We start from the raw sequence: 14,199 nt of genomic DNA on the forward strand, positions 1-14,199 counted from the left end.
CTCAGTCGTTCAGGGCCAGAAGGGCGATCTGCCCCGGCCAGATGGATTGCAGTGCCTGCCCGGCATTGTGGGCGCGCAGCCCGGTGCGGCAGGCCAGTACCACGCGGGCGCCGGGCGGAGGGTCCAGCTGCCCGATCTGGCCGGGCGGCAGGTGGCGGGCATCGTCGCGAAAGGGGGCGGCCTCGATGCGCAGATCGACCAGCAGATCGCCGGGTGCGATCTGGCTTTCGGCGATGAAGGGCAGGGGGGATGCGGGCTCGGGTGCTGCGTCAAAGCGGAACCCGCCCATCCGCCAGCGCGCGGCGTCAAAGCTGATCAGCCGACCCAGCGGCGACGGGTCCAGCCCCAGCAGAACCGCCAGCGCCATCTGCGCCTGAAGCGCGCCGATCATGCCCACCACCGGACCCATCACCCCCGCCGTGGCGCAGGTCGCCCCGCGCAGGGGCAGGTCGGGGAACACCGCCCGCAGGCTGGGCGCGCCGCCGCCGCACCCCAGCGCATAGCCCGACAGCGCCAGCGCCGAGCCCGCGATCAGCGGCCGCCCCGCCGCCATGCAGGCATCCGACAGGGTCAGGCTGACGGCGAAGGTGTCGGCGCAATCCAGCACCAGATCGGCCTGCGCCACCAGCGCGGGCGCATTGGCCGGGGTCAGCCAGTCGCAAAGCGGCGTGAGTGTCACCTCGGGGTTCATCGCGGTCAGCGTGGCGGCCGCCGCCTGCGCCTTGGGCTGGCCCAGCTGCCGCATCGCATAGATCGGCTGGCGGTGCAGGTTCGTGGCCTCGACCCGGTCGCCATCGACCAGCGTGATCCGCCCGACCCCGGCACCCGCCAGATATTGCAGCGCGGGCACGCCCAGCCCCCCGGCGCCCACCACCAGCAGATGCGCCGCTGTCAGCCGGTCCTGCCCCTCGGGCCCGATCTGCGGCAGCACCATCTGGCGCAGGTAGCGGTTCACGGCGCCACCCGCAGCCAATGGGCCATGCGCCCCTCGGGGTCGGGGTTCAGCGTGATGTCGGTCACCGCGGCGACCACATCCGCCCCCGCCGCCAGCGCCTGCGCGCCGCGATCCGGCGTCAGCCCGCCGATGGCCACCAGCGGCACCGGCCCCACCAGCCGCTTCCATTCGGTGACCCGGTCCAGCCCCTGTTCGTGCCATTTCATCTTCTTCAGGATCGTCGGCCAGACCGGCCCCAGCGCCACATAATCCGGCGCCAAAGCCCGCGCCCGGTCCAGTTCCGCGCGGTCATGGGTCGAGACGCCAAGCCGCAGCCCCGCGCGCCGGATCGCGGGCAGGTCGGCCCCGTCCAGATCCTCTTGCCCCAGATGCAGCCAGTCGGCGCCCTCGTCGATGGCCAGCTGCCAGTGATCGTTGACCACCAGCGCCGCGCCATGCACCCGCGCCAGCGCCAGACCGCGCCGGATCTGGCCGCGCAGATCGCCCTGCGCGCGGTCCTTCAGCCGCAGCTGCACCAGCCGCACGCCAAGCGGCAAGGCGCGCTCCAGCCAGGTCACATCATCGAAGATGGGATAGAATTTCGGCAAGCTCATAGCCACGCCTTTCCGATCACCGGGGTTGAGGGCTGGGCCATGTCGCGCGGCTCCATCGGGTCGGCGGCGCGGGCCAGACGCCCGGCCTCGACCGCCAGCCCGAAGGCCCGCGCCATCGCCGCCGGGTCGCCCGCCTGCGCGACGGCGGTGTTCAGCAGGACGGCGTCAAAGCCCATCTCCAGCGCATCAGTGGCATGGCTGGGCAGGCCAATCCCCGCGTCGATCACCATCGGCACATCGGGAAAGGCCGCGCGCAGCATCCGCAGGCCATAGCGGTTGTTCAGCCCCAGACCCGATCCGATGGGCGCGCCCCATGGCATCAGCACCCGGCAGCCCGCCTCCAGCAACCGACCTGCCAGAACCTGATCCTCGGTCGTGTAGGGGAACACCTCGAACCCCTCGGCCGCCAGCGTCTCGGCGGCGTCCAGCAGGCCGAACGGGTCGGGTTGCAGCGTGTCGGCATGGCCGATCACCTCCAGCTTGATCCAGTTCGTTTCGAACACTTCGCGCGCCATCCGCGCCGTGGTGACGGCCTCGCGGGCGCTGTGGCAACCGGCGGTGTTGGGCAGGACATGAACACCCAGACCCCGGACGATGTCCCAGAAACCTTGCCCCGCGCCCGCCTCGCGCCGCAGCGAAACGGTGGCCACGGACGCGCCGCTGGTCTGGAACGCAGCCTGCAGCACTGCGGGCGAGGGGTATTGCGCGGTGCCCAGCATCAGCGGGCTGGACAGGGTGGTGCCATAGAAATCCACCCTCAGCCCCCCTGCATCGGCGCCAGCACTTCCAGCCGGTCACCGCTCTGCAGGCTCTGCTCCGCCCGCGCGCCCGAGGGCAGGAATTCGCCGTTCAGTGCCGTGGCCACGCGCGCCTCGGCCCAGCCCAGTTCGGCCAGCGCGCCCGCGACCGTGTCGGCGGCGATGTCGCGGGGCTCTCCGTTGACCTCAATTTTCATGGATCAGCTCTCCCTTGGTTCCGGTCATCAGGTAGTCGGCGGCCTGCTGCGCCAGTGCTGGGGCCATGAGATAGCCGTGGCGGAACAAGCCATTAAGGTGCAGTACCCTGCCGCGGACGGTGACGCGGGGGATGTTGTCGGGGAAGGCCGCGCGCAGATCGGCGCCCAGCTCCACGATGCTGGCCTCGCCAAAGCGCGGGTCCAGCGCATAAGCGGCTGAGAGCAGCTCCAACGCCGAACGCGCGCTGACCGGCGCGCGCGAGGCGCTTTCGATCTGGGTCGCGCCCAGCATGAACAGGCCCCCCTCGCGCGGCACGATATAGAGGGGATGGCGCGGATGCAGCAGGCGGACGGGGCGCTGCAGGGTGATCTCGGGGGCGTGCAGCACGACCATCTCGCCGCGTACGCCGCGCAGCTCGGGCAGGTCGGCGGCCATGCCGCGTGCGTCGATCACCGGGCCTGCGATGTCGCGCGGATCGGCCTCGGCGCGTTCGACGGTGATGCCGCGTGCCGCCAGCGCGTCCAGCAGGTCGGACAGCGCGCGGCGGGGGTCCAGATGCGCCTCGGAGGCGAAGAACAGCCCGTCGCGGTGATGGGCCAGACCGGGTTCAAGATCGCCCGGCGTGCAGGGCTGGTGCGCCACGCTGCGGCGGGCAAAGCGCGACAGTTCGGCCCGGTCGCGGTGCAAGGCCAGCACCAGCGTGCCACGATGGGCGACCGGTGTGAGCGCGGCCCATGCGCGCGCGGCCCCGGCGCCCAGGCGGGTGATGACCGGCTCTGCCGTGACCCCCTCGCATTGGGGCGCCAGCATGCCGCCCGCCCACCACGAACAGCCATGCGGACCGGGCGGGCCGTGGCGGTCCAGGATGCGCGGCACCAGCCCCCGCAGCGCCAGTTCATGCGCCGCGAACAGGCCCGCGACGCCCGCGCCGATGATGGTCACATCAGCCATGCGACCAGACCGCGTGGAAATGATGCACCGGCCCGTGCCCCGCGCCCACGCGCAGGTCGTCGGCGGCGGCGATCGCGCGTTGCAGATAGCGATGCGCCAGCGCCACGGCATCAGCCAGCGCCAGCCCCTGCGCCAGCCCCGCCGCGATCGCCGCCGACAGGGTGCAGCCGGTGCCATGGGTGTTGCGGGTCGCCTGCCGGGGGGCGGTCAGGCGGGCGATGACGCCGCCCGGCGTCACCAGCAGATCGGTGCAATCGGCCCCCTCGGCATGGCCGCCCTTCATCAGCACCGCCTGTGCACCAAGCGTACACAGCGCGGCCCCCTGTCGGGCCATCTGGTCCTCGGAGCGGGCGGGGGCGCAGCCCAGCAGGCGGGCGGCTTCGGGCAGGTTCGGGGTCAGCAGGGTCGCGCGCGGCAGCAGCACCTCGCGCAAGGTGGCGATGGCCGCGTCGGGCAGCAGGGTGTCGCCGGATTTCGCCACCATCACCGGGTCCAGCACCACGGGCAGGGCGCGGCCCGCCAGCCCGGCGGCCACGGTGCGGATGGCCTGCGCATCGCCCAGCATACCCAGCTTGACCGCGCGGATGTCCAGATCGTCAAAGACCGCCCGCATCTGCGCCGCGATCATCGCCGGGCTGGCGGGTTCGACCATGGTGACGGCGCATGTGTTCTGCGCGGTCAGCGCGGTAATCACGCTGGCGCCGTAAACCCCCAGCGCGGAAAACGTCTTCAGATCCGCCTGAATTCCGGCACCGCCGCCGGAATCCGATCCTGCAATGGTCAGGGCAATCGTGGTCATGCGCGTCTCCTCGGGCCGGTCGGGTCACGGACAGAGGAAGCGGACGCAGGGACGGCGCGGGGGCCGTGTTCTGATGCACCGTTCCCTCCGCCGGTATGACCCGGATCAGGTTCGATGGGTTGGCATGACGCCTCTCAGCCTGTTGCCAGGCACCCCAACGGTTTGGAGAAAGCTAGACGAGGGCCGGACGGGTTGCAAGGGCGCGAGAAAGCACGGCGCTGGCGGGTGGTGGCGGGAAAGATGGCGACCCCGGGACGACTCGAACGCCCAACATCCTGATTAGAAGTCGGTGGACTGTAACCCTTTCCCGCCCGCGCGTCCACCCTAAACAGTAGCGTTCTCAGGCATTTGGAGGTACCTTTCCCCTAGGCTGCCCTAACCCGCCCGTTCCGCTCCCGGTTCGTTTACGGTTCGCAGGCAGGCCGCCACACGGTTCGGAAGGGGGCATGGGATGCCAGAGAAGCTGACAGAAGCAGGGGTGAAGGCCCTCAAGTACGATGGAAAACCCGCCGTGGTGCGGGATGCGAAGGTGACTGGGCTCCTCGTGGCCGTCAACAAGACGGGGAAATCCTACAAGGTGCAGCGCGACCTCTGGCAGGGTCCGCGCGGGCGCAAGGTGCTGGTCAAGACGGTGCGCCACACCCTCGGCACCACAGAGGACATGACGCTGGACGATGCGCGCAGCCGGGCGCTCGCGGTGCTGGACCAGATCAAGCGTGGCATCGACCCCAACGCCCCGCCGTCTGACCCCTCGGCAGACGCGGGCGCATGGACGGTGCGCCGCATGTTCGAGGAGTACGGGGCGGACATGCGCGCCCGGGGCTGTGTCGAGAGGTCCATTGAGGACATGATGGAACGGCTGGACCGCTACCTGCCCAAGTGGGGCGACACGCCCATAACGGACGTGAAGCGGAGCGCCGCCCGGGACGAACACCGCCGGATCACGGAGAAGCACGGGGCCACGACCGCGAACAAGGCCATGCGCGACTTCCGCGCCGCCTACAACTTCGCCCTCAAGGTTGTTGACGACCCGGACGCCCTGCCGGGCAACCCGGTGGCGGCAGTCACGTTCAACAAGGAGCGGGCCAGCAACCGTGTCATCATGCCTGACGACCTTGCGGACTGGTGGCGGCGGGTGCAGGCGCTGCCCAACCCGCTCCGGCGCGACATGCACAAGCTCGGGCTCCTGTCGGGCCTGCGCCCCGGGACCCTCGTTGCGCTGCGCCGGGACTGGGTGCGGCTGGGCGAAGGGGCAATCTCCATCCCCCGGATGAAGTCGGGCCGGTCCTTTGACCTGCCCCTGTCTGGGCACATGGTGGAGGTGGTGCGCCACGCGATGGCGGCCAGTGACGTGCTGTTCCCGGGTGCGCCTTGGCTGTTCCCGTCCCGGTCCAGCAAGACGGGCGAGGTGATCGCAACGCAGGTCTGGAAGGAGAAGGCTCTGCCCAGCGAGACAGGCCACATCCTCCGCCACACCTACCGCACCGTTGCCCAGCGCGCGGGGATAGACCGGGTGAACGCCCGGCTCCTGCTGGACCACACCGTGCCGGGGATTGACGGGGTGTACATCCACGAGCGGGCGCTGTTCGACACCTTGCTTGCGGAGCAGGAGCGCATGACTGCGGCCCTCCTCGCCCTGCTTGAGCCTTCCACAACAACGGATTGAGGGCTGGACAGGGGAAATTAGGGTTTCCCAAGGCGGGCCGCCAAGGGTAATATAGAGGCAGACTACCCTGAAACAGGGGACGCCGGTGAACCCCGGCGTTGGGAACCGTGTCGGCCTTCCGGGGATGCCGCGCACGGGGAGCGCCCCATGCGGGGGGCGCGGGCCAACCGGAATGTCAGGCCTGTCACCAATCCGACCGCTGCCACAGCAGGCGGTCTGGCATGGTGACCATCCGTGGACCAGAAAACGATTGATGCTATTGCGGAGGCCGTCGCAGAGCGCCTCCTGCGGGAATTGCCGCGTGGGCGGCTGCCCATGACGCCCGAGTACCTGACCGCTGACCAAGTGGCGCAGATGACGGGCTTCTCCACCAAGTCGCTGGAGGCGTACCGCGCCAAGCGGCAGGGTCCCCCCTTCCTCAAGATCGGGCACAGCATCCGCTACCGCGCCGATGATGTGCGGGCTTGGGTGGAGGCAGGCGAATGATCGGGGAAAATGGAAACGCCCCCCGCCGGGGAGCGGAGGGCGCTAGGGAAGACAGGGCAGTCCACCAGAACATCATCGGGGATAGAGTAGCCCCGGATGCGGCGGAACGCGACCAAAAAGGCTTGTTGTCTTCTGGCGAAACCGATGCAGCCGTGGCCTTCCTGCGCCATTGGTGCCCGTCTGGGCCGTGGGTGCTGACCTCCATTATACCGGACGGAAAGACCGCCACCGAGACGTTCCGGGGCACCGATGCCGGGGTGGCGTCAATGCGGCGCTGGATTGACGCCCGGCAGGGCCGTGAAAACATCTACTTCACCGTCAACGCGGTCTTTGGCGAGGTAGAGAGCAAGCCCAACAAGGGCGCAATCTTCGCCATCCGGGCGGTGCATGTCGATGTGGACCCGAGGCCGGGCGAGCCGCTGGACGCTGAGCGCGAGCGGGCCTTGCGGCTCCTGCGCAGCTACGCCCCCGCGCCCACGGTGATCGTGGACAGCGGCGGCGGGTTTCAGGGCTTCTGGCTCTCGGGCGAGGATGTGCCCGTGGGCGGCTCTGCCGAGCTGGCGCGGCTCTTCTGGCGGGCTGCGGACCCGGGCAAGAGGGGGGTGCTGACCGATGCTGAGCGGGCGGAGGTCGCGGCGCATGAGGCGCGGCTGTTCGACCATGTGGAGGCACGCAACCTGCACGTTGAGGCGGCGCTACAGGCGGACGCCTGCCACAACGCGGACAGGATCATGCGCCTGCCCGGGACGGTGAACGTGCCCAACAAGAAGAAGCGCGACAAGGGCCGGGTCCCCGCGCTGGCGCATGTCGTGGATGCCGACTGGCAGCGCCGGTACCGGCTGGACAGCCTCCCCGCCGCCCGGAGGGCGAGCGCCGGGCCTGCCCAAAAGGGGACCCAGCCCAAGGAAGCGCCCGCCCCGGGGGTGGACCTTGAGGGGGTGCCGGTGTCCGACCTCTGCAAGCGGGTGATCGTGAACGGCCACGACCCAGATGACCCGGGCCGCTGGGGCGGTGCGCTGGATCCACAGGGCCGCTGGCAGGGAGACCGCTCCAAGGCCGTCTGGTGGGTGGCCTGCGAGATGGCCCGGGCGGGGTGCAGTGACGCGGTGATGTTGGGCATCCTTCTTGACCCGGACTATGCCATCAGCGCGCATGTCCGCGACCAGAAGGGGGCGGAGGGCTATGCGCGCAAGCAGGTGCAGGACGCCCGCGAGGAGGTGGACAACAACTTTGACTGCGACAAGGAGGGCAACCCCTACAGCAACTCGCAGCGCAACGTCCGCGTGGCCCTGCGCCGCCTCGGGGTGGCCTTGCGCCACGACCTGCTTGCCGAGCGGGCACTTGTCGAGGGTCTGGACGGGTACGGCCCCAACCTTGACGATGACGCCTGCAACCGGCTCTGGCTGTCAATTGACGAGCGCTACAAGTTCCGGCCCACGGTGGACTTCTTCAACCGCGTCCTGTCCGACCATGCCCGGCAGCGGGCCTTCCACCCTGTCCTGGACTACCTTGCCGGGCTCCGGTGGGACGGGGTGCCACGCATCGGGCGCTGGCTTGCGGAGTACGGCGGCGCGGCTGACACGCCCTATACCCGGGCGGTGGGCGAGCTTGTCCTTGTTGCCGCCGTCCGCCGGGTGCGCAGGCCGGGCGTAAAGTTCGATGAGATGCTGGTGCTTGAGTCCCCGCAGGGCACCAACAAGAGCACGGCCCTCAAGGTGCTGGCCGTCCGCGATGAGTGGTTCACCGATGACGTGCCACTGAATGCCGAGGCCAAGCGCGTGATCGAGGCCCTTGCCGGGAAGTGGATTGTCGAGGCGGGCGAGCTGAAAGGCATGAGAAAGGGCGGCGCGGACCACCTCAAGGGCTTCCTGTCCCGGACCCACGACAAGGCCCGGATGGCATACGACCGGCGCGAGCGCGAGGTGCCGCGCCAGTGCGTGATCGTCGGCACGACCAATGACAGCCGGTACCTGCGCGACACGACCGGCAACCGGCGGTTCTGGCCGGTGGCCGTGGAGGGCTTCAACCTTGACGCCCTGCGCCGCGACCGGGACCAGCTCTGGGCAGAGGCGGCGGCGCGCGAGGCGGAGGGGGTGCCCATCCGGCTGGACCCTGCCCTTTGGGCCGATGCCGAGGCCGAACAGGATGCCCGGCGCGTGGAGGAGCCATTCTATGAGCGGCTGCACAACGCCCTTGGCGAGGAGGGCGGCGGCAGGGTCCGGGCAGAGGATGCTTGGCGCATCGTCGGCAGGCTCCCCGGGCAGCGCACGCAGGACGACAATGAGCGGCTCGGGGACGCCATGCGGCGGCTGGACTTCCACCGGACCAAGCGCCGGTTCGGCCTGCCACACCCGGAATGGTGCTATGTCCGGGGGGACGGCAACGTGCCGCGCCTCGTGCCCCGATTTGGGCTGGATGGCGAGCTTGAGGGCGTGGTTGCGACGGACGGCGGGCCGGGGGAACCGTTCTAGGCGTTCCCGGCCAGGAACGGGGGCCTTTCGGGGCGGAACGGCTAACCCCTTGGCAAGGTGGCGGGAATGCCCAACGTTCCCCCCGTTCCGCCCCGTTCCGCCCACTTCCCTAGACCCTCCGGCGGCGGTGTCCCCAGCCCAAGGGCGAGCGGTCCCGGCGGCCTTCTCCCCTACTCTATACCTTTGGGGGGGAACGGGGGAACGGTAGGAGAAAAGGCCAGCTACGGTGGCGCAGGAGCGTTCCCGCCAGAGGGGAACGCCCGGGGGAACGGCGGCCGGAACGCCTGTCTGGGCCTCGCCTGCATGGGCTCTGGCGGCAGGAATGCACCGCATCCCGCGCTCTGCGTCCCGGAAAAAGGTTGGTGCCTCCCCGGACCACGCAAACTCCCCCGGCACCAATGGCAGGCGCGGGCCACCCCGAAAGGGCAACGCCGGATCGCACGGGCCGGGGCCAGCGGCGCTGGGGCCTTCTGGGCAGGGTCCAGGCCACCCCAGAGACGGTCCTTTTCGGGGTTTACTTGCAGCCAATGTTCACTCTATGTTCCGTCACTGGATACAACCTTGGGTTGCGTCGCCACCCTGAGAAATGGAGCACCACATGAACACCTTCGCCACCATCGACCCCGCCGCCGCCGCCTTCGCCCTGCACGCCACCGAGGCGGAGGCCGCCGCCGCCGCAGACGCGCACGACCACCTCTTGGTGCTGATTGAGGCTGACCTGTCCGACCTGACCATGAAGGAGGGCGCGGCCCTGTTTGCCGCGACCGCCGCCCCCTTGGGCATCGCCCCCGTGAAGCGTTTCCCTGACCGCACTACCGCCGCCCGCCGCATCTGGCAGAACCTCGTGGCCCTGTCCGCTGGCCCGGCTGTGCCCGCCGCCGCCCCCGAGGTCGCGCCCCAGCCGGAGGCCCAGCCCGAGGCAGAGGCACAGAAAACCCAGCCCCGCGCCAAGGCGAAGGCCCCGCGCCGGTCCCGGGGCATCGCCCTGGCCCCAAAGGCGGAGGCGGTTGCCAGTCGCGCGGGGACCAAGCAGGCGTTGCTGGTGGACCTCCTCTGGCGCACCGGGGGTGCGTCCATGTCGGAGCTGCGCGAGGCGCTGGGCAACTGGTCGGATGCCACCATCAAGTCGGGCTTGTCTTGGGACATGAACAGCGTCAAGGGCTACGGCATCCGCACCACCTTTGAGAACGGCTACCAGCGCTGGCTTGCCACCGACTATGCCGGTCAGGGCACCTTCCACGCGGACAGCCACCCGGACGATGTGAGCGAGGCGGGCAAGGCGGCGCTGTTGGCCGAAAACCTCGCCAATGAGTACGACCCCGATGAGCTTTTCCCCGTGTACCACCTCGTGCTGCCCGAGGGCATGGGGACCCCGGTCCCGCACACCCCCGCGCGGGCGGCTGCGATGGCGGAGGCGGCGGAATGATCATCACCGTCTATGAGCGAAACATCTTCACGGGCCGGATGACTGAACACCCGGCCTCCGGCCATCCCCCGGCAGACATCCGGGACGGCCAGTGTGTCCGCTTGACCTACAGCTCGGGCGGGCGCGACTATTGCCACTGGGTGCCGGTTGCTGCGGACCCGGCCCGCCCGTCCAGCTACCTGACCGGCGGCGGGCAACATGTCGAGGTTTGGGCGGGGGTGACTCTATGACCCGCCGCGCCGCGATATACGCGCGCGTCAGCACGGCAGAACAGCACACAGACGGCCAGATTGCCCGGCTGCGCGAGGTCGCGGCCCGGGCGGGATGGTCCATCGCGTCTGAGCATGTGGAGGTTGTCAGCGGCGCAGCCAAGACCCGGCCTGAGTTCGACCGAATGATGACAGCCGTGCGCCGTCGCCGGGTGGATGTTGTCGCCGCAGTTGACCTGACCCGCCCTGGGCGGTCCACCATTGGCCTGATGCACCTGCTTGATGAGCTGCGGCAGACCAACTGCGATCTGTACGTTGACCGCGAGGCTATCGACACGACCACGGCGGCGGGCAGGATGATGTACACCTTCATCGCCGCCGTCGCGGCCTTTGAGCGCGAGTTGCTGATCGAGCGGACCAAGGCCGGGATGGCCGCCGCCCGCGCCCGGGGCAGTCAGATCGGGCGTGCCCCGGCATCGGAAGCCCTTGTGCTGGCAATCCGCAACCTGCGCCGCCGGGGGATGGGCATGGATGCCATCGCCCGGGAGCTGCACTGCGGCAAGGGTCTGTCGCAGCGCGTCTGCACTGAGTTTGACCGTGAGCAACAGGAGGTCACGACATGACCGAACGGACCCCGCCAGACCTTCCCGCGCGCCGGGTGGTCAACGACCTCGGCAAGAGCGAGTTTGCCATCACCGAAACAGGCTTGCAGATGGTGGAAGAGTTGTCCGCGCGCGGGTGCAGCGTCCAGACCATCGCCCGAGCCCTCGGCATCGGCAAGGACACCTTCAGGGCCATGCGCGAGCGCGACCCGGCGGTGCAGGACGCCTTGGAGCAGGGCCGGGCGGTGGAGCATGACGCCCTCGTGGGCAACCTGCGTGCCGCCGCCGATGAGGGCAACATTGTCGCCAACATCTTCCTGTTAAAGTCTCGCCACGGGTACCGCGAGGGCGAGGCGATTGACGTGAACGTGTCGGTGATGACCGGGGGCGTGATCGTCGTGCCCCAACGGCAGAGTGTGGAGGACTTCCTGCGGGACATCCCGCCCGCGCCCACGCCCGTCCGGGACTTTGGCCTTTTAGAGGCGCGGCTTGACCCAGAGACGCGGCGCGGGGATTGAGCAGTGGCTGACCCCCGCCTTGGGGCACACAACACTGCGGCGGGCCTATCGTTACCCTGCAACCGGACGCTCCCGGGGTTGGTCCCCTGCGCCCCGCCGCCGCCAGCCCCCTTGGGCTCCGGCCTCTGGCCCGCGCTGCACCCTTCCGGGGTGGTAGGTTCACCCAAACAAGAGTTGAACGCCACCTGATACCACGGTCCATTCAATGATGTTGTCGTCCCTGACTTTGAAGCCGCGCGCCCGGAGGGCTGATGCATCGTCGTCATGCAGCCGTCCCTTTGTTCCGTGGCTGCCGGTGCCGTCTAGATTTACGACAACAATCTCACCGCCCTTGCGGCCAAAGACGTGGGCATGTTGTTGGCCACGGCCATGCGTCGGCTGATCAATGCCGATGTTTTTGTCAAAACGCCCTGCAATCCACTTCCGCCCCTCATAGAGTTCAACGCGACCGTCCGTATGCGCGACCATGACAAGGTCCAGAACAGGAAGCTTTGAGTCTCCGACATACTGCTTGAACGATTTCATTGTCCCACCATTCCGCCTGTCGCCGCATTCTGCCTGAAGTCCCCCGAAGCGCGCAAGCCCCTCTGACAACAACGAAAAGCGCTCTGCCTAGCACCATCGGCGCGGTATGCTCTGGGCCATGAAGGCGGGCCGATGGTGGCCGCCCCGGCAAGAGGAGCCCGACATGGCAGACCCACTTCCATCCCTCCCCCTCAACATACCCGACAAGCCCATCCTGTCCACGGCAGAGGTGGTCAGCCTCGCTGAGGTCGCGGCCCGGCGCGCTGAGAAGTTCGGCAAGCTGATCGACACGCTTGAGTCTGGCGTTGCCAGCCGGGCTGCCGAGGCGGCGGAGAGCCTCGCCCGTGCGGGCTTCACCCCGAAGGACCAGCAGGCCGCAGCCGACAAAGCCGCAGCCACCTTGCGCCGCGAGGTTGTCACTGATTCCTCCGAGGCCCGCTGGGCACACCTCAAGGAATTGAATGTGGCGGCGGACAGCCTCGCCACCACGTCCCAGCTCTGGGCAAGCCCCGTGACCGTCCTTGCCCGCGCCGGGCTCGGGACGCCGGAGCGCAGCGCTTACCAGCAGCAGCTTGACGGCTCGGGCATCGTGGAGCTGAAAAACGCCGCACTGCTGGCCGTCGCCACCACCAACAAGGTGCTGGGCGCGGCCCTTGTCTCCATCATCGACCGGATGCCCGCCCGGTCCCGCCCGTTCAGCGCGCAGGACCTTGCCGACAAGCTGGTAGGCGAGGAGACGCGGGCCGTGCAGGCCGCCATCACCGCCGTTCGGCTCGCGGCGCAGCGCGCCATCAACCGCAACCGTGAGTGGGAGGCCGGGAAGGTCCGCCCGCTTGACCGGGTGAAGCTCGCCCTGAACAGTAACAAGGAGTAGTCCAATGGCCCTTTTCCTCGTGACCCGCCCCCGGGGCGCTGACCACCTGCGCAACCCCTCGGGCATCCATGCCGCCCTCGTGGACGCTGCCAGCGGTGCGGCCGCAATCACCGCCGCCAACGCCCTCGTGCCGCACCTCAACACCCCCTTCGATGGCTTCGACACCACGCAGGTCGCGGCCACGGCGGCGGGCGGCTTCGCCCCGTGCGTGTTCGAGGGCGATGCCTTGGGCACGTCCTACACCGGCCCGGGGCGCGGCAAGTGACCCCGGACAGGCTCATGGAGGCGCACGCCCGGCTGTTCCCGCGCCGCGTCCGCCTCGCGCACCTCGCGCTGGTTGCCCATGCAGAGGAGGCGAGCCCGGACGGCTGGCCCACGCCCGCGATGGTGGCGAAGTTCGCGCGCCTCTACCGCGTCCCCCGCGCCACGCTGGGGGGCCTCGTTGGGCTCCTGTGCCGCCGCCACCCGGGGACCTCCCGCGACGTTTGGGTTGACGCAATCCGCGACCCGGCCCGGGCCACGCCGCACCTGATCCGCCAGCACGACCGCGCCGTGCAGGTCGCGCTGGGCTGGTGCCTGTTCGCCCGCGACCTCTGGATGCCGCGCCCGGTTCTGCACTGACCCCGCTGACGGCAATATCCGGGGTGCGGTTGGTGCCGCCCCCGGACGCCTGAGAAGGTGGGCCGCGCCGGTGCGACCCGGCGCGGCGTTTTCGGGGTGGCGCACTACTCGGCAGCTACGGCGAAGGCCGGGCGCACCGGCTCCGCCAGCGGCCATTCGGCAAGGCAGCGGACCAAGCCGCGCTCCGGGCCGTGGCGGTGGAAGAAGTAGAAGATGCGGTTGCGCAGCCGCTTGCTGAACCACGCCTCCCAGGTCTGATACTTCTCCCGGCTGCCGCCGTGCTCGTTGTAGTGCAGGTGGGCATCGGGCATCAGCGGCTTGAGTGTCTGCGCCGCCTCCTCTGCCGTCACCCCGAGTTCTGCCAGTGTGCAGCGCCCTTCGATGTAGTCCCAGATGGTGAGGCCCCTCAGGGCTGCAACAGCCAGCACCCATCGGGCGGTGTTGTCGATGATCGTGCGGCCTTCGCCGCTGCGCCAGTAGGTCGCCATGGTGATTTTCCTTCGATGTAGGGTGGAGCGCCGCCCGACACCGCGCCGCCCGACACCGC

Annotated in this window: 18 protein-coding genes and 1 riboswitch; of the genes, 10 read left to right on the forward strand and 8 right to left on the reverse strand. The window is 69.4% G+C overall.

From position 1 onward, the window contains the following. Position 1: 1 nt before the first annotated feature. Genes ACK41U_RS10360 through thiD form a run of 6 tightly spaced genes read right to left on the reverse strand, consistent with a single transcriptional unit; the run spans position 2 to position 4,254 of the window. Positions 2-955 (reverse strand): ThiF family adenylyltransferase, encoded by a 954-nt coding sequence (locus tag ACK41U_RS10360; protein WP_409679400.1) that lies wholly within the window; start codon positions 953-955, stop codon positions 2-4. After that, positions 952-1,548, reverse strand: a complete 597-nt coding sequence (locus ACK41U_RS10365) for a thiamine phosphate synthase (RefSeq protein ID WP_409679403.1) — start codon at positions 1,546-1,548, stop codon at positions 952-954. Before ACK41U_RS10365 ends, ACK41U_RS10360 begins: the two co-directional genes overlap by 4 nt. Continuing rightward, on the reverse strand, positions 1,545-2,303 hold the full coding sequence (locus ACK41U_RS10370) for a thiazole synthase (RefSeq protein ID WP_409679406.1): 759 nt from the start codon (positions 2,301-2,303) through the stop codon (positions 1,545-1,547). The genes ACK41U_RS10365 and ACK41U_RS10370 overlap by 4 nt, the downstream gene beginning before the upstream one ends. A 2-nt stretch (positions 2,304-2,305) precedes the next feature. Beyond that, positions 2,306-2,503 (reverse strand): sulfur carrier protein ThiS, encoded by a 198-nt coding sequence (gene thiS / locus ACK41U_RS10375; RefSeq protein WP_409679409.1) that lies wholly within the window; start codon positions 2,501-2,503, stop codon positions 2,306-2,308. Beyond that, positions 2,493-3,455: an FAD-dependent oxidoreductase gene (locus ACK41U_RS10380; RefSeq protein WP_409679412.1), complete on the reverse strand. Its 963-nt coding sequence runs from the start codon at positions 3,453-3,455 to the stop codon at positions 2,493-2,495. The genes thiS and ACK41U_RS10380 overlap by 11 nt, the downstream gene beginning before the upstream one ends. After that, a complete protein-coding gene (thiD, locus tag ACK41U_RS10385; protein WP_409679415.1) occupies positions 3,448-4,254 on the reverse strand; it encodes a bifunctional hydroxymethylpyrimidine kinase/phosphomethylpyrimidine kinase in 807 nt (268 codons plus the stop codon). Before thiD ends, ACK41U_RS10380 begins: the two co-directional genes overlap by 8 nt. Before the next feature lie 65 nt (positions 4,255-4,319). Further along, a riboswitch (TPP riboswitch) is annotated at positions 4,320-4,421 on the reverse strand. 284 nt (positions 4,422-4,705) lie between these two features. On the opposite strand from thiD, the gene ACK41U_RS10390 reads away from it, so the two are divergent. The 7 genes from ACK41U_RS10390 to ACK41U_RS10420 all read left to right on the forward strand — a co-directional run bounded on the left by ACK41U_RS10390 (position 4,706) and on the right by ACK41U_RS10420 (position 11,632). Continuing rightward, a complete protein-coding gene (locus ACK41U_RS10390; RefSeq protein ID WP_409679418.1) occupies positions 4,706-5,920 on the forward strand; it encodes a tyrosine-type recombinase/integrase in 1,215 nt (404 codons plus the stop codon). 234 nt (positions 5,921-6,154) lie between these two features. After that, on the forward strand, positions 6,155-6,406 hold the full coding sequence (locus tag ACK41U_RS10395; protein ID WP_409679420.1) for a helix-turn-helix transcriptional regulator: 252 nt from the start codon (positions 6,155-6,157) through the stop codon (positions 6,404-6,406). A 191-nt stretch (positions 6,407-6,597) separates the two neighbouring features. Continuing rightward, entirely contained in the window at positions 6,598-8,877 is a 2,280-nt protein-coding gene (locus ACK41U_RS10400; protein WP_409679423.1) for a VapE domain-containing protein, read from the forward strand. Positions 8,878-9,475: 598 nt separating this feature from the next. Beyond that, positions 9,476-10,303, forward strand: a complete 828-nt coding sequence (locus ACK41U_RS10405) for a hypothetical protein (RefSeq protein ID WP_409679426.1) — start codon at positions 9,476-9,478, stop codon at positions 10,301-10,303. Beyond that, positions 10,300-10,533, forward strand: a complete 234-nt coding sequence (locus tag ACK41U_RS10410) for a hypothetical protein (RefSeq protein ID WP_409679429.1) — start codon at positions 10,300-10,302, stop codon at positions 10,531-10,533. The genes ACK41U_RS10405 and ACK41U_RS10410 overlap by 4 nt, the downstream gene beginning before the upstream one ends. Beyond that, positions 10,530-11,135: a recombinase family protein gene (locus tag ACK41U_RS10415; RefSeq protein ID WP_409679432.1), complete on the forward strand. Its 606-nt coding sequence runs from the start codon at positions 10,530-10,532 to the stop codon at positions 11,133-11,135. Before ACK41U_RS10410 ends, ACK41U_RS10415 begins: the two co-directional genes overlap by 4 nt. Continuing rightward, positions 11,132-11,632: a hypothetical protein gene (locus ACK41U_RS10420; protein WP_409679435.1), complete on the forward strand. Its 501-nt coding sequence runs from the start codon at positions 11,132-11,134 to the stop codon at positions 11,630-11,632. Before ACK41U_RS10415 ends, ACK41U_RS10420 begins: the two co-directional genes overlap by 4 nt. Positions 11,633-11,791: 159 nt before the next feature. Here ACK41U_RS10420 and ACK41U_RS10425 read toward each other — a convergent pair whose 3' ends face one another. After that, positions 11,792-12,157, reverse strand: a complete 366-nt coding sequence (locus ACK41U_RS10425; RefSeq protein ID WP_409679437.1) for a hypothetical protein — start codon at positions 12,155-12,157, stop codon at positions 11,792-11,794. A 163-nt stretch (positions 12,158-12,320) separates the two neighbouring features. Here ACK41U_RS10425 and ACK41U_RS10430 point away from each other — a divergent pair, with 163 nt between their 5' ends. Genes ACK41U_RS10430 through ACK41U_RS10440 form a run of 3 tightly spaced genes read left to right on the forward strand, consistent with a single transcriptional unit; the run spans position 12,321 to position 13,652 of the window. Then, positions 12,321-13,031: a hypothetical protein gene (locus ACK41U_RS10430; protein ID WP_409679440.1), complete on the forward strand. Its 711-nt coding sequence runs from the start codon at positions 12,321-12,323 to the stop codon at positions 13,029-13,031. Between the two features lie 4 nt (positions 13,032-13,035). Then, positions 13,036-13,296 (forward strand): hypothetical protein, encoded by a 261-nt coding sequence (locus tag ACK41U_RS10435; RefSeq protein WP_409679443.1) that lies wholly within the window; start codon positions 13,036-13,038, stop codon positions 13,294-13,296. 14 nt (positions 13,297-13,310) lie between these two features. Further along, complete coding sequence (locus tag ACK41U_RS10440) at positions 13,311-13,652, forward strand: hypothetical protein (protein ID WP_409679446.1); 342 nt, start codon at positions 13,311-13,313, stop codon at positions 13,650-13,652. A gap of 104 nt (positions 13,653-13,756) precedes the next feature. On the opposite strand, the gene ACK41U_RS10445 is transcribed toward ACK41U_RS10440, so the two are convergent. Continuing rightward, positions 13,757-14,140, reverse strand: a complete 384-nt coding sequence (locus ACK41U_RS10445) for a hypothetical protein (protein WP_409679448.1) — start codon at positions 14,138-14,140, stop codon at positions 13,757-13,759. Between the last annotated feature and the right edge of the window lie 59 nt (positions 14,141-14,199).

The organism is Paracoccus sp. (in: a-proteobacteria) (assembly GCF_046289755.1).
GTDB lineage: Bacteria > Pseudomonadota > Alphaproteobacteria > Rhodobacterales > Rhodobacteraceae > Paracoccus.